General features: G+C 55.2%; 13 protein-coding genes and 2 tRNA genes. 10 read left to right on the top strand and 5 right to left on the bottom strand.

Annotation, left to right across the window (positions count from 1 at the left end; genetic code table 11):
- The first annotated feature begins 1 nt into the window (after position 1).
- The gene (locus HPY73_07285; protein QLH75258.1) at positions 2-700 is read left to right on the top strand and encodes an ECF transporter S component; all 699 of its coding nucleotides are present in this window, start codon (positions 2-4) and stop codon (positions 698-700) included.
- Positions 701-704: 4 nt separating this feature from the next.
- Here the strand turns inward: HPY73_07285 and HPY73_07280 are convergent, their stop codons facing one another.
- A complete protein-coding gene (locus tag HPY73_07280) occupies positions 705-1235 on the bottom strand; it encodes a hypothetical protein (protein ID QLH75257.1) in 531 nt (176 codons plus the stop codon).
- Positions 1236-1406: 171 nt separating this feature from the next.
- Positions 1407-1482: transfer RNA gene (locus tag HPY73_07275), tRNA-Glu, on the bottom strand.
- A gap of 108 nt (positions 1483-1590) precedes the next feature.
- On the opposite strand from HPY73_07275, the gene HPY73_07270 reads away from it, so the two are divergent.
- Positions 1591-2121, top strand: coding sequence for a hypothetical protein (locus HPY73_07270; protein QLH75256.1), 531 nt, complete (start codon positions 1591-1593; stop codon positions 2119-2121).
- Here the strand turns inward: HPY73_07270 and HPY73_07265 are convergent.
- Entirely contained in the window at positions 2072-2872 is an 801-nt protein-coding gene (locus HPY73_07265; GenBank protein ID QLH75255.1) for an NAD+ synthase, read from the bottom strand. The genes HPY73_07270 and HPY73_07265 overlap by 50 nt on opposite strands.
- Positions 2873-2918: 46 nt before the next feature.
- A complete protein-coding gene (locus HPY73_07260) occupies positions 2919-7553 on the bottom strand; it encodes an AAA family ATPase (GenBank protein QLH75254.1) in 4635 nt (1544 codons plus the stop codon).
- Between the two features lie 174 nt (positions 7554-7727).
- Between HPY73_07260 and HPY73_07255 the strand changes: the two genes are divergently transcribed.
- From HPY73_07255 to HPY73_07220, 8 genes are all read left to right on the top strand, one after another.
- Complete coding sequence (locus HPY73_07255; GenBank protein ID QLH75253.1) at positions 7728-8435, top strand: TIGR00266 family protein; 708 nt, start codon at positions 7728-7730, stop codon at positions 8433-8435.
- A 1-nt stretch (position 8436) separates the two neighbouring features.
- Positions 8437-8706, top strand: coding sequence for a hypothetical protein (locus tag HPY73_07250; protein ID QLH75252.1), 270 nt, complete (start codon positions 8437-8439; stop codon positions 8704-8706).
- A gap of 65 nt (positions 8707-8771) precedes the next feature.
- Entirely contained in the window at positions 8772-9560 is a 789-nt protein-coding gene (locus HPY73_07245) for a carbon-nitrogen hydrolase family protein (protein QLH75251.1), read from the top strand.
- Positions 9561-9820: 260 nt separating this feature from the next.
- Positions 9821-9922 (top strand) — tRNA-Ser (locus tag HPY73_07240).
- A gap of 64 nt (positions 9923-9986) precedes the next feature.
- Entirely contained in the window at positions 9987-10481 is a 495-nt protein-coding gene (locus HPY73_07235; GenBank protein ID QLH75250.1) for a hypothetical protein, read from the top strand.
- Between the two features lies 1 nt (position 10482).
- On the top strand, positions 10483-11499 hold the full coding sequence (locus HPY73_07230) for a homoserine dehydrogenase (GenBank protein QLH75718.1): 1017 nt from the start codon (positions 10483-10485) through the stop codon (positions 11497-11499).
- 88 nt (positions 11500-11587) lie between these two features.
- Positions 11588-13156 (top strand): citramalate synthase, encoded by a 1569-nt coding sequence (locus tag HPY73_07225; GenBank protein ID QLH75249.1) that lies wholly within the window; start codon positions 11588-11590, stop codon positions 13154-13156.
- Between the two features lie 27 nt (positions 13157-13183).
- A complete protein-coding gene (locus tag HPY73_07220) occupies positions 13184-14131 on the top strand; it encodes a hypothetical protein (protein ID QLH75248.1) in 948 nt (315 codons plus the stop codon).
- 632 nt (positions 14132-14763) lie between these two features.
- On the opposite strand, the gene HPY73_07215 is transcribed toward HPY73_07220, so the two are convergent.
- Positions 14764-18351 carry a hypothetical protein gene (locus HPY73_07215; GenBank protein QLH75247.1) on the bottom strand — a complete coding sequence of 1196 codons (3588 nt, stop codon included), beginning with the start codon at positions 18349-18351 and terminating at the stop codon, positions 14764-14766.
- Between the last annotated feature and the right edge of the window lie 246 nt (positions 18352-18597).

The raw sequence follows: 18597 nt of genomic DNA, 5'->3' as shown, positions 1-18597 counted from the left end.
CATGGCGTCCATCGGCATGGCATTCCTTCTGCTCTACATGGCGGTGTTCATGAGCTCTTTGGTATCGGAGTATGCGGCGTTCCTGTCGTTCATCCTGCTCCTCCTCATCCTTGGTGTGATATTTGCGAAGTTCGAGGAGTCTGAGATAAGCTCGAAGGAGGTCGCACTGATCGGGATACTCGCGGCGATAACCGCGGCCTCGAGGATACCGTTCGCCGCCCTTCCGAACATCAAGCCCTGCACGTTCCTGATCATCGTGACGGGGCTGGTGTTCGGCGTCCTCGCCGGGGCGATGGTCGGATCGATGACCGCCTTCGTGTCGAACATGTTCTTCGGACAAGGGCCGTGGACAGCATGGGAGATGGTGGCCTGGGCGATGGTCGGGATGATCGCTGGCCATCTTGGTCAGAGGATGAAGGAGATAACAGTGAAGGACGTCGTCCTTTTGGGAATAATCCTTGGCATGGCATACAACACCCTCATGGACTTCAGCAGCTGGATAACCTTCTACAAGGCCGACCCGGACCTTTTCATCCCTACGTTCGTCGCAGGCCTTCCCTTCGGTGCGCTCCACATATTCGGGAACGTGATCTTCGCCCTCGTGCTGGGAGGGCCGACCATCAAGATATTCCAGAGGTTCAGGCAAAGGATAAGGGTGACGTATGGGCACCGAGAACCTCAGGTCGTTCGGTCTGATTGACATCTCAGGCGGCGCCAGAGAGCTTCTTTCTCACGCTCAGATACAACGCCGTCGTATAAGGGACCATGAACAAGCTCACTATGGCTATGAACCACATGAACGCCCTTGCGACACCGTCATTGATCCAGTTTAGCATGAACCTCAGAGGTCCAGGTAGCAGGTCGTCGAGATGCTCGAAGTCGAATGGGAACGATGAGAGCAACACCAGGACGGCGATAAGGACAAAGATCGTGGACAGTATGTCCAAAGGCCTCGAGATGTTCCTTGACCCAACGGTCGCCCTTACAATGCTTGGGGATATTCCGAATATTGCTGCCCAGAAGAACAGACCTAGCTCGATATCTGTGATATCTTCCTTGAAGAACCCAGAACTGGAGCTGTAGAGTTCAATGAAATACAGAATTACGATGACGGAGAACACGGCTCCGATGACGTTGCCCGCCCTGTCTGATGCTTTCAGTACGTCCTTGTTTGCTTCCTTTGAAACGTGCCTGTCCCACCACGAGGGGACTGAGGGGCTTTTTTCATTTGTCATATACCACCATGGGCATGAAAGACCTCGGTGTGGTATTATTAACTATCTTGAAAAAAGGGGGGCTGGTCGACCTAAATGAACATGGCCAAGGAGACTATCGTAACCAATATGCCCAACAGTCTTAGGCTCAAAATGAAAAAAAGACCTTCGGAGACATCGCGGATAGTAAATTGGTGCTCCCGTCGGGATTTGAACCCGAGTCGAAGCCTCGAGAGGGCTTCATGATTGGCCACTACACTACGGGAGCCGGTATTGCCCCAAATAAAGTGGTTCTAATTAAAGGTTTTGGGGTCTCCCACACCGGTCATTACCACATTGATAATGTTGATTAAACGCCACTTCCCTTATGGACCTCATGGCAAAGGTGGAACTGAGATACGGCCGAGGGAGCTTTCTTGTTGTCACGGCCCTGCTTCTCCTGATGACCTTGATGCTGATCATTTTGTTGAGCTCGTTCTCGGCCGGGAGCGCTATGATCGTACCTGCCGCATTGATCGCGCTCGCCGCCGTGGTCATCTATGGCGTGGTCCCGATGTTCACATATCACTACATCGAGGACGGCACGCTCGTCCTGAGACAGGGGCTCTTCTTCAGAGGGAGGGTCCCTCTTTCGAACATAAGAGAGGTCGAGAGGGTCGAGCGCGGGCCCTGGAGGACCGGTGTCCTCTTCAATCTCAGGGGTGCAAGGCTCTATGTCACCACAAGGAGGAATGACCTCATCATGCTGAAGCTGACATATAGGCAGCGGTTCGGCTCTGTCTTCGGTAAAGGCGTCGACACGATAATCTTTGACTGCGTTGACATTGAAAGGGCGTTGAGGGCACTTTCCGAGACGGTCACTCCCGCCAATCGATCCCTATGGTCCGCAGACCGACCTTTGGTATGATCGGCATCTTCCTCTTGTGTACCGAGGCAAGATGCTTCTTCCAGACCATCTCAACGACCGTCATGTCTATCCCGGTCCGCCTGGATATCTCCTCCAACGGAAGGCCCCTCTCTATCCCGGCCAATATCCTATCAAGGTGCTCATACCTCACTCCCATCTCCCCTTCATCGGTCTGACCTGGCCAAAGGCCCGCCGAAGGCTCCTTTTCGATGATGGATGATGGTAGGCCCAGCTTCCTGGCAAGCTCCCAGACCTCGGTCTTGTAGAGGTCTCCTATGGGGAGGTGGTCACAGCCACCGTCTCCGAACTTGGTGAAGTACCCCATCAGCAGCTCTGACTTGTTCCCGGTGCCCATCACCAGCCTGTTCTCCATTCTCGCATAGTGATATAACACGATCATCCTGACCCGGGCCATGACGTTCCCTAAGAGCTCGCGCCGTCCCATCTCCGGAAGTGCGGACCTGAAGGCCTCGACCATCGGCGATATCTCGATCTCGACCAGCTCGGTCCCAAGTAGCGTTGAAAGCTCCCGTACATCCCTCCGGTCCTGCTCGGGCGTCGTCGTTGATGGCAGGAAGAGGTTCTTCACCTTCTCTGGTCCTATGGCCATGACGCAGAGCTTCGCCACGAGCGCCGAGTCCACGCCGCCGCTCAGGCCGACGACCACGCCCTCCGCCCCGCTCTCTTCGACCTTCTGCCTGATGAACTCGACGAGCACCATCTCGACATCGTGCTTTGGACCTTGAGGCATGGATGACCTTTAGCGTCGCGGGCCTATTTTTCCCTTTCACCTGTTGTCACATGACATAGTCGGGCCACTTCTCCACTATCAAAGAGCCTCCGGGGAACATATACCTGACAGACCTCGTACGGATGTCATACTCATACTCAGGGCTCCTCTCGATGATGTCCCGATATCTGTCATTGGTCAATATCAGGAGGTCGTCGTAGATCGCGAAGCGGATGGTGAAAAGGTCGTCATAGGCCCCGGCCGGGGCCTGCAACAATATCTTATGGTCCAGACCTGCTGCCTTCGCCTCGAAGTGCCTCTCCAGCTCCTCGAACTCCTCTGGCGTCATCTTATGCCTCAGCCCCGGCCCGATGATTATATAGACGTCCGTGAAACCGTAGGTCCGCACGAGGTCCTCATAGCACCTCTTCAACTGCTCTGGTGATGCCTTCTTTCCATCGGTGCCGTGCAGGGCGACGTTGCTGCCATCGACGACTATTCCTGTCCTGGGAGGGGGGCCGAGCAACGACCTTCGTCCTTTCGGCCCTGCGCTTGTGACCTTTAGATCTGACCTGGCCTCCTTCCTTGGGACGATGCAAGGGCGTTCAAAGTTACTCTGTCCATCAGCACCTATGATCGTCACGTTCTCAAGGTCCGGCACCATCAACTTGGCCTTATGTCCGTCCCATTCGAAGGACGTGAGCTCCCTTTTACATATGCCCCTTAACCTTTTCCAGAGATACGCGGACATGTACTGCTCTGTATCAGATGGGACGCTGTCGAGGAGCGCCTGGGAGCAGACCACGACCAGCCTCTCCTTTGTCCTAGAGAATATGACGTTGGAACGGTTAAGGTCTAGGATGAAATCCGCGGTGCTGGAGATCGATGAGGGGTCGCTCTGTGTGCCGGAGACTATGACCGTCGCCCTTTCTCCTCCCTGGAGCCGCTCCACGGTGTCGATTATGTCCACCTCGACCGAATATGGCCTGAGCACCTCCTGCAGCAGCGCCCTCTGTGCCCTATGAGGAGTCATCACCGCCACGGAGGACGGGTCGAGGCCATTCGACGCCCTCACCACCTCCTCTATGAGCGACGCCTCGAACCTGTTCGTCCGTTTTGAACGCCCTTCGTCGTGGACGATCAAGAATATCCCACCCTCCTTCCATACGACAGAGAAGGGGTCCTTGCCCTTTTCGACCGTGCGCCTGACGGTGCCTTTGCTCCCCTTAAGCTCAATCCCATCCCTCTGGTATAGGCCAGAGATCAGCTCGACGACCTCGCTCGGCAGCCGATAGGTCCGGTCGAGTGCTGACCTGCATATCATCTGCTTTGAGTTCCCAGGAGATCTGATCAAGGAGTCGACGGCGTCGAACGCACTTGTGAACGGCTGATATCGCACGAAGGAGGGCCGGTCCTCGTTGTCCCAATCGTGCGCGGTTATCGGTGAGAGCTGCCTTCCGTCCCCTGAGAGCATGATCGTGCCCTGTGCATCGACCAGAGAGGCCAATGCCAGGAAATGGGACATCACCATCATGCTGGCCTCGTCGACGACCAGGCAGCTCACTTTGAACCCATGGCCGCTCCTATAAGGCTCGACCGAGTCCATCTTCTGCGCCAGCTTGAGGACCTCATTGGTCGTACCTCCGACTATCAGCCTCTCCGTACCTCTGAGCTGGTTGAGCTTGTGCCAATAAGACCTTTCCTTCTCAAGCTCCTTCATGTTGTAGACACCTATTGGAACGGGCGATGCCCCGATGCGCCTGAGCCCGTCCAAGAACGGCCCGGACCTCTTCCTGATGTCATCAATGAGACGGTCGATGGCCATGTGCGTGTTCGCGGCCACCAATGTGATCTCCCCAGGTCCCTGACGGACCGTCCTTAGCAGTGTGGCGACGGCTGTCGTGGTTGTCTTTCCTGTCCCGGGGGGACCTTGCATGAGCTGCACCCTTGCCGACAGCCCGTCCAAGATGGCCTTCACCTGGTCATCACCGAGCCGAACCCCGTCGAACTCCAGGTCCTTCAGCAGGGCCTCATATCTTGAACATGCGCCTGGCCCCAGCTCGGGAAAGGCCGGCACCATGGGGGAGGTCATGTCGAACCAGGACATCACCGCAGAGCGTTCAGCGGACAGCAGCCTATGCTCGACCCTCCCAGCGACCATGTCGGAAGGGCTGTCGTCCAATGTCGCGTATTGACAGAAAAGGCCCTCCTTCGGCGTCAGGCTCGGCAAACGATACCGGTCCCCGTCCAGGAGCATGACCTTCAGGACGACGGTCCCTTTTTCAAGGTCCAGTTGCTCCACCATGCAGGTCCGGCCACCGAAGAGCATATCTTTGAGGCCCTGTTGGGCCAAGATGTCCCCGTCATAAGGGACCAGCCTCACCCAAGAACCCAGATCGACCGTCATCTTGTCCCTGAAGCTCGCCGTGGTCTCCCCAAATCTCTCAAGGTCGAGCTTGGCATAAAACCGATATTCACCGCAGCTCTCATCAGCGATGGTCTGGACATCCTTCACGGGAACGCTCAGGCCCTGGGAGACCCGGTCGAGAGGGGGAAGGGACATCATGGCCATCCAATCGTTGAACTTGACATGATGGTCCATCCTCAGGAAGTCGACCGCGGCCCTCGCAGGTGAGGACCCAGGCAGTCTGAACCTCTTCAAAGAGGTCAGGTCCAAGGCGGGCTTCCTGATGTCCTTGTTCTTAGGGAATATCCTTTCCTCGACCCATCTGAGCGCCATGACCCTCGCCCTCAGATATTCCCTCAGGAGCGCGGGGTCGCCCCCTGACATGAACCTTTTAATGGTCTCCCTCGTGGTGTACTTCATCGGACCGTCAGGTGAGGGCAAGGTTCCCCATACCGCATGCCAGTATGGTACTGGAAGGGAGTCATGATTCCTGCTCCTTACCTCGAACACATATGGTGTCCCTTCCTCACCTGGCCTGGCCCAGCTGCCATCCTCTCGGAGCGCCAAGGGCGATGAGAAATCGAATATGCCCTGTCGGAAGACATCAGAGAGGTCCACCTCCCTGCCCTCCACCGTCCTGTGCCAATGATACCTTTCACCGAACCATCTCAGGGATGAGACGACAGCGAGCCCGCTCCCCGACCATCCTAAGGCATATCTGGAGCGGACCTCTTCGTCCAATGAGGTGAATATGAGCTGTTCCAAGGGCTGCCTGCAACCCATGAGCTCGGAGAGATGTTCCAGAAGTCCCCCTCCGCACCTCGAGCATCCTTCGATGAGGGTTGACATCTCGTCCCGCTTCCAGATGTAGAAATGCACGGGGGCGCTGTCCTTTCCTGCCTCCTTGACCATGGCCTCCACTAGAGAGTTGAAGAAAGAGGATATCAGCTCAGCCTCACCGGCATCGTCCTTTGCCCGGTCCCTTGTCCATGGTCTGTCCCTGAACATGATGACGTCTGACCCTGATACCTGCTTTTCTCGTGCGAAGGTGCCCCCATCATCTGAAGACCTTTCCACAATCCCAGGGAAGGGGCGGAACCGACCGTTCTCCATCACATATGGAGTATGGACCCTGTAAGGGCTGGTCGTCACATGGGCCGAAAGACCTCCGATGCGGTCCTCGACATAGTCGTAGTCGACGGACATATATACCCTGACCAGACGGCCATCCCCTCCCTCATGGGCGGGGAGCGACCCGATCTGAAGGCCAGGTAGCTTCTCCACCTCATAGCCATCTTTGGCCGACCCAGGTAAGGTCGCCCTCCTGGCCTTGGCCTTCGATATGAGCGATGTGAGGTTGCCGACGAACCCTGGTGACCTCCTTATCCTCAGGGCGGTCTCAGAACGTGCGTCCAGCTCGGCAAGGTCATCGATGTCCCCTATGCCGTTCTCCCTCAGCACCCTGAGGGAGGATGGGTCCATGTCCAGGAGCTCAAGCCTTCTGCACCTGGCCGATTCCGGAAGGCATATCACGCTGAAGACGCAGGGGTCGCATCTTCTGTCGATCCTGTAGCTCAGCTCGTCGATGTCGGTCGAAGTGATCCTATCCAGCTCCCCTCCTTCTGAGAGGAGCCTCAGGACATCTTCCATCTCTGTCGTCAGGTCGAAGGAAGGCAGCGACATTATCTCCTGGTTATCTCCTTTCTCGTCTATCCGTGCCACAACCCCCTCCAGCGATGATGCCTCAAGAAGGTGGCCAGCAATGTTGAAGGTCCCGTCGGCCAGATAGGCCCTGATCAATAACACGTAGGCTGCCAGTTGGACCCGGTGATATGTCTTGTCCTTCCTGCTTGCCTTGCATTCGACGACCCTTAACTTGGGCTTGCCGTCTTTCCAATGCAGGACGATGAAATCACAGCGACCGTGTATGGAGAACCGGCCGATAGTTCCAGACAGCTCGACCTCTCTTGCATAGAAGGGTGCCCCAGGTCTCGCTTCCTTCCCTAGTCTCTCTACAAACTCCTCCCAAGAGATGCTTTGCCTCTCGCCATCCTCATCCTTCGATGATATCTTGGTATGGCCAGCCCTGATAAGGGACAGCTCCCATCTCTCCTCCCTTTCCCTCCCCATCTCCTGTAGGACAGGGTCCAACGGGTTGAGCGCCCTGGTGAAGAAGGGCACCTTTTTCGCGAGCTCCCTTCCATTTAGGTCGAGCTTGAACCTGCGTGGGCAGGAGCCCATCTGCACGTACTCGCCGATCTGGTTGACCTCTATGCGAAACAGCTCGGAGGACATCGTGCCAGTAACTTCATCGCAAATATAAATCAGGTCACCCTTGGACATCAAGACCTTAAAAGACCGAGGGCTCCGATATGATGTGGTCTCAGAAGTATGGATGCCCTTATCCTATAGGAGGCTCCACAAGCTGAAATACGTGACCTTGCCTTTAGGGGCCTTAGGGGTCGAAAGATGAAATATAACATCAGCGGGGACAACCTTCAGTTCGTGAACATAGAGTTCAATCCAGGCGAGGTAATATACTCAGAGGCCGGGAGCATGGTCTACATGAGCGGGAACGTGCGCATGGAGGCCAAAGCGTCTGGGGGCATATTGAAGGGCCTTAAACGCGCGGTCAGCGGAGAATCTTTCTTCGTGACGAATTTCCATGCCGAGGGAGGTACCGGTCTCATCGGATTCGCGGGCGAGGTGCCGGGCAAGATAATGGCCTTGGACCTGCGCGGTGGCAAGCATTGGATCCTCCAAAAGTCGTCCTTCCTCTGTGCTGAGCAGGCCGTGGACCTCGACATCGCCTTCCAGAGAAAGTTCGGGGCAACATTGTTCGGCGGGGAGGGTCTGATACTTCAGAGCGTGAGAGGGGAAGGGACGGCCTTCATCTCAGGATGTGGCGATTTCATCGAATACAATCTGATGCCGGGGCAGACGATGAAGGTATCGACAGCACATGTCGTGGCTTGGGAGAACAGCGTCACATACGACATCCAGAGCGTGGGCGGGGTCAAGACCGCCCTGTTCGGCGGAGAAGGTCTTTTCGTCACCCTCCTGCGCGGACCGGGAAAGGTCGTGCTGCAGTCGATGACGATGAGCAAGCTCGCGAACGCCATGGTGCCCTATCTCCCGAGGCAGGGGGATTCTGGCGGGATAAGGATAGGGATCTGAGATGGCGACCAAATGGGGAGATGCACTAGTGCTGACGTTGCTCGGCATCGGAGCGGTACTGCTGATAATGGTCGCCCTCATGAACCTCGACCTCCTGGTGCTGCTCGCCCTGTTGGCCATAGGCGTGATCATCATAATGGTGGCCTTGTTGGCCATCGTCGGTGTTATCGCGGCCATCCCTCTGTACATGTTGAAGAGGGGGGGCGGTGCTGAGCCGGGAAACTACCGTCTTGATGATGTCAGGTCGGTGAAAGAGGACGAAAAAAGATGAAGTTGCGGTGATCTCGTTCATTTCAGGCAAAGGTAGAATATAATTCCCGTAGGTCATGGTGACCGATGAAGATAGCTCTTGCCCAGCTCCGGTGCGCGCTTGCGGACAAAGAGGTCAATGTGGCCAAGATGGGCAAACTGATCGGTGAACAGGATGCTGACCTGTTCGTGTTCTGCGAGCTGTACCTCACCGGTTACATGGTGAGGGACAGGATCAACTCATTGGCGGAGCCTTTGCATGGCCCGAGCGTCCGAAAGATAGAACGTCTCGCCGAGGAACATGATTGTGCAATACTCTTTGGAATGGCCCGTCTCGATGATGACCTCCCTAACATCCTCCGCAACAGCGCGGTCATGGTCTCAGAGAAGGAGGGTGTTCAAGTTTATGACAAGCAGTACCCTGCCACCTTCGGTCCGTTCGAGGAGGGGCTCTACTTTGGGGCAGGGGACGGCCCGGTCATGATGACCCATAAGGGCTTCAGGTTGGGGATCGAGATCTGCTATGACATTTTCCATTCGGAGATCGCGAGGACGCATGCGCTTTCGGGCGCCGAGGCGCTGATCACGATATCAGCCTCTCCGTACACATCAAGGGACTTCTTTGAGAGGATCGTGCCGGCAAGGGCCATCGAGAACACCGTCTACAGTATCTACGTGAACCAGGTGGGGGCACAGCTTGGAATGGTCTTCTTCGGAGGGAGCGAGGCGTATGGTCCAAGGGGGGACCGCCTCGCCAAGTGCAGATACTTTGATGAGGATGTGAAGGTCATCGAGATAGACCGTCACGACCTTGAGCTTGCCAGAAGAGGTCGTCCTACCATCAGGGACGGTGATGCCATGCTCAGGGGGGTTTGAGCGGCATTCCTATTTTACTTCATGCGACCGGTCCACGATTGGCGGTCGTGTACGATGTCCTCTGCTCTGGACATACAACATCATCGAATGATGGGTCTATCATGTCTATGGTCGCCGGCCTAGGACTTGGGATGGATCGACCATTTCCCTAAGCAGGCGACTTACATGAAATGTCTCAGTAAATATGACAAGACCGTCATCTCGTGATAATGTGGACCTCACAAATTTTAAATGCGAAGAACCGATAGCGCTCTCCATCAGCCGAGGTGGCCCAGACCGGTAAGGCGCAAGCCTGGAACCGATACCGCCAGCAAGCTTGTGTCCGCAAGGACTCGGGAGTTCAAATCTCCCCCTCGGCGCCATGAGGTTCTGCTCAATTTGATAATATAGCAGCTCGTTTACCCTCCCGTTCGCAGGGGTTTGGATTTGAGAGTGAACGTGGACCTTCGACTCAAGGACGTGCCAGGACAGCTGATCGGTGCGCTGGAGCCGATAGCGAAGAACGACGGGAACATCGTTGGCGTGGTCCATAGCCATGACAAGGTGTCTGCCGGGAGAATAGGGGTCAACCTGACCTTCGAGGTCACTGGTGAGAAGGTCCTCGATAAGATCGTTGGCGAGTGGAAGGAAAGGGGAGTTGACATCCTGAAGATAGACCACCTTTTCGAGACCTTCCCATTGGAGTATGTCATCGTCGGTGATGTTTCCCCTAACGAGATGAAGAGGATAACAGATGGCATCCAGGCCCTTGGCGACGTAGAGTCGATCGATGTCAGGTACTCCATCTCGACCTCGAAGGAGAAAGCGGCGCTGATATCTGGGAAGGTAAGGAACAAGGAGACAATAAAGAAGGCGAACCGGTTCATGCGGGACAGAGCGAAAAGGTCCGGGTTCCTTATGATCAGGGGGTTCGGTGATTAGGATGGACGTCGTACTAGTGGGCTTCGGCACGGTCGGTCAGGGAGTGGCAGAGGCCATCCATCTGAAGAACAAGCTCTTCGTCGACAGGTACGGCGAAGGGGTCAGGGTCGTCGGGGCGTTCGATTCGAGTACATACGCCGTTTCAGAGAAGGGGCTCGACCCATCGGACCTTGTCAAGACCAAGGTCGGGAGGGGCTCTCTCGGGCAGAAGCGCAGCAAGACCATCAAGGAGATGCTGGCCGATATCAAATATGATGTATTGGTGGAAATGACGCCCACGAACATCACCGACGCAAGGCCCGGCATAGACCATATCAGGGCAGCTTTGTCTGCCGGAAGGGACGTTGTCACGTCCAACAAGGGCCCCCTGGCATTGAAGTTCCGAGAACTGGCCAGGCTTGCGGAGAAGAAAGGTTGCATTCTAAGGTTCGAGGCCTCGGTCGGCGGAGCGACGCCCGTGATAAATCTGGCGAATGAGCTGCTGAAATGCGAGAGGATCTCTTCGATAAGGGGCATAATGAACGGGACTTGCAATTTCATCCTCAGCAGGATGGAATCCGAAGGTCTACCATGGGAACCGGCGCTCAGGGAGGCGCAACAGCTGGGATACGCTGAGACCGACCCCTCCTATGACATAGACGGGATAGACTCCGCGTGCAAGGTGGCCATACTGGCGAATGCCATCATGGGGATGGATGTCACGGTACATGACGTCGAGAGGACCGGCATAAGAGGTGTGAGCCTGGACGCTGTTAACCTGGCCGCTTCCGAAAAGAAGGTCATCCGCCTCATCGGGGAGATCACCGACAGGGGGGTCGAGGTCTCGCCCAGGCTGATCCCCAGGGGACATCCGCTAAGCATCAGCGGGACCCTTAACACATTCCACATACAGACCGACCTGGCCGGTGAGATAACCGTCGCAGGAAGAGGCGCGGGAAGGCACGAGACGGCAAGTGCCGTCATGAGCGACCTGTGGGCTATCATGCGGGACAGGAACGGCAGCACGCATAGGCATTAAATAGTGAAGCCGACATAGACAGCGACTAACATGGCAGGGAGTATCATGGTCGCCTCACAAAGAAGGGATTTATTTATTTGACCGCAGAGTGGTCTTCTACGATACTACTTTGAGGGATGGGGCCCAGTCCGAAGGAGTATCATTCTCCACCGAGGACAAGCTCGAGATAATGAGACATCTCGACCGGTTCGGGATGGATTTCATAGAGGGCGGATATCCTGGTTCCAATCCGAAGGACAGGGCATTCTTCCGGGCCGCGGCGGACGCCGATCTCAAAAGGTCAAAGCTCGTGGCCTTTGGGTCGACCAGGAAGGTCGGGACGACTCCGGCCGACGATAAGGGGTTGCAGAGCCTGATCGAGGCACAGACCGAATGGGTCTGTATCTTCGGCAAGTCCTGGGACATGCAGCTGGAAAAGGCGCTCCAATGCTCGCTGGAGGAGGGCCTGGACATGGTATCTGAGAGCATCTCTTATCTCAGAGAGAACGGGAGGCGGGTGATATTTGACGCAGAGCACTTCTTCGATGGATGGAAGGGCAATCAGGCATATGCGCTCAAGATCATAGAGAGGGCGGTCAGAGCTGGAGCTGAATATGTATGTCTATGTGATACGAACGGAGGGAGCTTCCCGGACGAGGTCGCGAAGGCCGTCGGGCAGGTCGTATCGATGTTCGACGTCAAGGTCGGGATCCACGCCCACAACGACTCTGAGCTGGCGGTCGCCAATTCGCTCGCGGCCGTCAAGGCCGGGGCGGTCATGGTGCAAGGGACCGTGAACGGACTGGGGGAGAGATGCGGCAACGCCAACCTCTGCTCGATAATCCCAAACCTCCTGATAAAGCTCGGCATGGTCTCGAACATACCAGATGTCTCAAAGTTGACCAAGCTCTCACACCTGGTGGGGGAGGTCGCGAACATCGAGCCGGACCCGAAGCTCCCGTTCGTCGGCAGGTCAGCATTTGCACATAAAGGGGGTGTGCACGTCTCGGCCGTGCTCAAGGACAGCCGTACCTACGAGCATATGGACCCAAAGCTTGTCGGGAACGAGAGAAGGATATTGATATCCGAGCTCGCCGGGACCTCCAGCCTACTTGCGAAATCAGAACAGCTTGGGATCGGTTCAAAGGCCGATGGGAAGGAGGTCCTTGAACGGGTCAAGCAGCTCGAGTCGCAAGGGTTCTCCTTCGAGGCGGCCGAGGCGAGCCTAGAGCTTTTGGTAAGGAAGATGAAAGGGGAGAACACCCAGCCCTTCAAGCTCGAAGGGTTCAGGCTCTTCATGGACGTGGGAGGGCCTTCCACGATATCAGAGGCGAGCATACGCGTGGTCGACCATAATGGCAATGTGGAGCACACGGCCGCCGATGGGAACGGTCCTGTGAATGCTTTGGACAGGGCGTTGAGAAAGGCCCTCACAAGGTTGTATCCAGTATTGTCCGAGGTCAGGCTTATCGATTACAAGGTCAGGGTAATCGACGGAAAGGACGCCACGGCGGCCAATGTGCGTGTGCTGATAAGGTCCACCGACGGGAAGAGCTCCTGGACGACCGTTGGTGTATCTGGAAACATCATCGAGGCCTCATTGATGGCCCTCATGGACGCAATTGAGTACAAATTGATGAAAGAGGGCATCAACGGTAATGCGGGCGGGGAAAAATAGTTCGGCCTGTAGAGGGTTGAAGGTCACATGAGCTACTCAGTGGAGCTGATAACGCCTGAGAGAAAGGACGAGCTTTATCTCGAGCACAGCTCAAAGCCTTTCTACACATGCAAGGCCGACATCCATGGATGCGCCATCAAGCTATACACCTTGAACAGGGATATGAAAGAGCGCTGGGAGGACAACTTCTACGCGATGTCGGACAACGTGAGGTCCCATGGGAGGCTGATACTGCTCGACGACGATTCTGGCAGGACAAAGGTGCTATATGAGCCGATAGCGAAGACCGCTTTCCTTTTCAACTTCGACTATTATGGATGGGTGAAGAGCCTGGCGCTCGCTGTGGCAGGGGACCTCCTGGAGGATGAGCATCATATAAACTCCGTCCACGGGGCGGCGCTCGATATCGATGGTAAGGGAGTGGCGATGATAGCGCCCTCGAAGACCGGCAAGACCACCCATGCATGGGGCCTGTTGAGGATGGAGGGTGCGAGGTTGATCACGGACGACTGGTTCTTCGTGAGGCCAGGTGCGAGGCCGGACGCCTACGGGAGCGAGAAGAACTGCTATGTGGACGCCGACATTGCTAAGATCTGGCCAGAATATTCGCGTTTGCTAGAGGGCTCGGTGCCCGATAACAAGGGCAGGGCCATCGTCAACGTGAGATGGGCCGCTGGGATCAATTCAGTCGTGCCGATGACACCGCTCAAGGAAATCATCCTCCTTAAAAGGGATGCGGATGATGATGATATTGTTCATGAGCTATCTCCTTTAGAGGCCCTAAATTATCTGACATCCAGGGATTTCTGCAACCCCCATCAGCTCGTCAGGGACATGAGGAAGATGAAGATAAGGACCGAGTTCTATGAGCGCCTGCTTTCGAAGACCCGTGTCCATCTGGTAAACACGGTAGCATCCCCAGAGAGGACGCAGGCAATGATAAGGTCATTGATAAAGGAAGACCAGAGAAGATGAACGATTGACGTGGACGATATCAACTATGTCATTTTGAAAAGACCATATCTAGAAAAGTTATGAAAAAGTGAGAGCCCCCGTAAATCAAAATGGTGGGGAAGTTGGAGAAGGTCCACGGGGGCTCCTATTTCCTTATTTCCACCGAATACTAAAAGGTTGTCGTTTTATCAATCGAACTAGTTTAAAATCTGAGTTGGACTAGAAATATCGATCTCTCCAGACCTTTAAAATTAAAAAAGGTGATGCCTGGACAGGTCGGTCGCCATTCTTTTTTTGATAGTATATTGGATTGGGGTCGGCCCTTGGCCAACATAAAACAATAGGCCGACATGTCGGTGAATTAAAGACCTATGGCAGACCATCACGATGGTCCTGATGGCCTCGGATGGTCCCAAGAGCCCGTAGCTCATATGAAAATAGGCCCGACGCTCATCGCTCGGACAATAAACCTCATGGCCTAGACCGTCCCCATGAACACTGGTCATCATATTTGGTCCTCTTCAGACCCGTACTAGGATCAAGACCGTCGACCGATGAGACCATTCTCCAAGAGAGGACGAGGTCGTCTAAAGTTCCTTGACGTTATACTTTGCTTGTAAGAAGGCCGTGCCCTTGTTGGTGATGAACGGCCTTCAGGCCTTACGACGCTTCCTGATGACCGTCCACGCTACCGCCGCCACCACTAATATCACCGTTATGCCCAGGATGGCCCACAGAACGTAATCGTGATCGTCATCGACGTCCTCTCCCGGAGTCACCTCTATGACCTCGACCTCCGCATGCATCAGGTCCAGCCAGGTGCTCGGTCTGATGATCAACGTCTGATATGGCTTGATCGTTATCCCTCTCTTGAGCGCCTTCGGGAGGTCCGTCAGCGTCCCGTTGACCTCTTCCCAGATGGCCTGGTCCAGGACGTTCCCCTGGAACTCGACGTCGAAGGTGAACTTGTGCGGCCCGTTGTTGTAAATCATTATACCGTTGAAGTCATCGGTGGTGTTTATGACAGCGATGCTGTCGCTGAATATGCTGGCGTTGATGATCTTGTATACCCTCTCCCTTTCCCCGAACTTCTTGATCTGCGTCGAGGAATAGGACTTCCTCTCGTCCGACGTGCTGAAGGTTATGATCCCCGCATACGGGTTGTCATCCTTCACCTGAATCTCCACGGTATCCTCGGTCTCCTCATCCCCTTCGACGCCGATCAGGGAATATGCCGCCCTGTCCCCTATGAAACAGCCCCAATCGTAGCTTCCTTCCTCTCTCCCATCGATATGCATCGTATAGTTGCCCGGCGGAAGGTAGAAGGCCGAGTAAGGCTGGTCAGACCCTTGGTAGAACCATATCGGCGAGCCCCCTGGTATCTCAGACACCCATGTGCCGTTCTCTAGCAATCCGATGGTCCCTCCTTCCTCGCTCTCTATCGAGCCGGTGGCACAACCGAACACGAGGTCGTAGAGGCCGTCGAGCGTCGTCGGCAGCGTCCTATCACCGAGGACGGTGGATGCAGGTACAAAGGTAAGTCCCATCGGACCTCCCCACCATCCGATATCGCCCCCCATGTAGTAAGACCATTCCCAATAGTATCCGCTCTTGTCTATCTCTATGTAGGGCGGATTGTTGACCCTGTCATCTGGATCATAGAGCTTCCCCTCCGCCCTTGACCAATTGGACCATTCGGGCTTGTTGATATCATACACATATATCCGGGTATGAGTGCTGTCGATGTCCTGCACCTCATACGGTACCACGACATGACCATGTATACCGTCTACTATCGATATGACCCCAAGCTCCCCACTGGCCACGGCCGATTCCACCATATACAGCACCCTGCCCATCCCTGACATCCCGTATATGGAGGGCGCCAGATTGGCCAGATGCTCCTCGACCCAATAATGCACGCACTCTGCCGAGACCTGGGAGCCGTGCAAATATTCGACCCTTCTTTGAAGTTCGCCGGAGAAGGTGAGATTGTTGACATCATATCTCCCCCACTGCAGCTCCTCAGGACGTATGACCCCATGATAGAACTCCAGGGAGACCGCGCTGAAACCGAAGCATTCGCCATTCTGGGCAAGGTGACAATAGGCTATGCCGTACCATAACGCGGCCAATGGATCAGGGCATATCGGTTGTTCTATCTCATAGCCCCAGCACTGCCATCCGTCCTCATATGTCCAATATGGTATCCCTAGGCACACCCAGATGCTGATGTAGACGTCATTTCCGAAGGTGTCCTTATAATTCCCATCCTCCCAGAACGCCCATGGATAGGTCAGGTAATCCTTCGCCTGGTTGCCCCATGAGAACCCATATTCAAGGGGATACCATGGAACTGGGAATATCTCGATCTGCGATGACGATGTGCCAGACCCTGCACTGTTCCTCACTTCGATGCTATGGATGCCCGTCGGCACGCCTTCAACGATACGGAACTTCCAGGAAGTGTCGGGGTCGGGCTGGTCGGGCGTGGGGTATATGGGCACGGTAGCGGTGAGGACTCCCCCTATGAAGATCTGAGAACCCTTAAGGTCGGTCCCCGTCACTGTGACGTTCGTCCCAGCCCAACCTCCACTGGGAGTGAAGCTTAGGATCTTTGGTGCGAGAGGAGTGACCGTGACCGTGGTCCTTGCCACGTCATCCAGGTATCGGTCCGGAACGGGCCGGCCGTCACTGACCTTCAGCTCGAATATGAACGTCACCTCATGATCCTCGATATCTGGCGTGAAGGATGGCGTCGCACTGTACGGGTTATTGAGCGTCACAGAGCGGCCGGACGGCCCTATCAATGTCCACTCATAGCTGAGATGGTCCCCATCGGGATCGTAGCTGGAGGCGCCGTTCAATGTAACGCTTGTATGCTCGGCGACCCTTTGCGGTCCCCCTACCACGGCAACGGGCGGCCTGTTCCATATGACGGTCGTGAATATGAAGAAGGAATGGACGGACGATGACCTGACGAAGTTCGTGTCAATGGTCTCCAGCTCGACCCTTATCCTTGCTCCTTGGGTATCGATCGATGGTACGACCCAGTTGACGCTGTCCTCATACTTGGGGGCGTTCATCAGGAACGACCAGGAGGTCCCATTGTCCGTCGACAGGAAGATACGGAACTGATAGAACAGGTCGAAATCGCCTGAGGAGGTCCATCGTATGTTACATATCTCCCCTCCTCTGAGGACAATATACCCGTCAATTATGGGGTTAGGATATAGCAAGGTCACGATCGGCTCCTGAGGGCTCGAATATATGGTGAAATCCCCATCGCTTGAGTCGTTCGCCATCTCGGTCCATTCCAGATATAGGATGACCGCCTTCACACGGGCCTTTGCGGTACTGATCCCGGAAGGTATCGTCCAATCAAAATTGAACGTGTTCTCGACAGAATACCTGATGACGTTCCAGGTCGTTCCTGAGTTGAGCGAGTAATAGAGCGCTATCCCTGTTATCCCGACGGCATCGTTGGCGGTCGCCCATTGTATCCTGCAGGTCTCGCCGGCGTGATAGTTCTCCCCGCCGTTCGGGCTCTTCAGAATGATATATGCGGAGCTGATCTCGAATTCATCGCTGACGGCCTCGGTGAGCAGGACCCCGCCCGGTTTCTCGGTCCAGGCCCTTATCTTGAGCTGCCCATACGCGCTCTCATAATAATCGGGCATGAACCATATCCCACCTTGTGTAGGGCTTATGTAAGAATAAGGCCCTCCCAGCTCGACGTAAGACCCCCAGGTCCCGTCCGTCCGATACCTTACCAACAGATCGAGGACGCCCACGTTCTGAAGGCCGTCGAAGAGGTCCCATTTCACTAGAGAGTACCGCCCATAGTTCATCAATGCCTCTACCTGGGTGAACCTGAGCACGGTGCTCGGTCTAACGGTGAAATTTTCATCGCTTGTATCGGACCCGAACACTAGAAATGGAGGGTCATACTTCGACCTCCATTCCACCTTGACCCTAACAGTAGTGCTATTGAGGTTGTTCGGTACAGACCATGCATAGGTCTGCGACCCTCCTGTGCAGTCCGCATGACCGATGAGGTTCGGATAGGTTGTGCCTCCATCTGACGAGTAATATAACATGACCACACCTTCGTCGGTGGTGGTCGTGAACGCGATATTATGGGAGACGCCACCGTTCCATATCTCACCGCCGTTAGGGGAGGTGAGGGTTATGATGCGCGCCGGCGCACTGTTCCCTGGCAGAGGTATCGCTAAGATCAAGAAAACCAGGACAATGAGGAGGACTGACAATTTTCGCAATGGACAAGAAGATTTTCGAAACGTTCTCACTGACATGGATCGCCATACATTGTATGGACCATGGTCATCTTCCAACATGACAGTCCTCTCGGAGCGTCTCTTGGCATTTGATGAGGTTTTTTATCTGCCTTAAATGTCCTTGTTTTGAGAGATAATAAAAATTTTGATTAAGGCCGGGAGATAAGATGGTAAAGCTATCTTGGTTCG

The sequence above is a fragment of the Methanomassiliicoccales archaeon genome (assembly GCA_013415865.1).
Taxonomy (GTDB): domain Archaea; phylum Thermoplasmatota; class Thermoplasmata; order Methanomassiliicoccales; family UBA472; genus MVRC01.
Note: the sequence above shows the minus strand (reverse complement) of the source record. Positions and strands in the feature narration are given on the sequence as shown.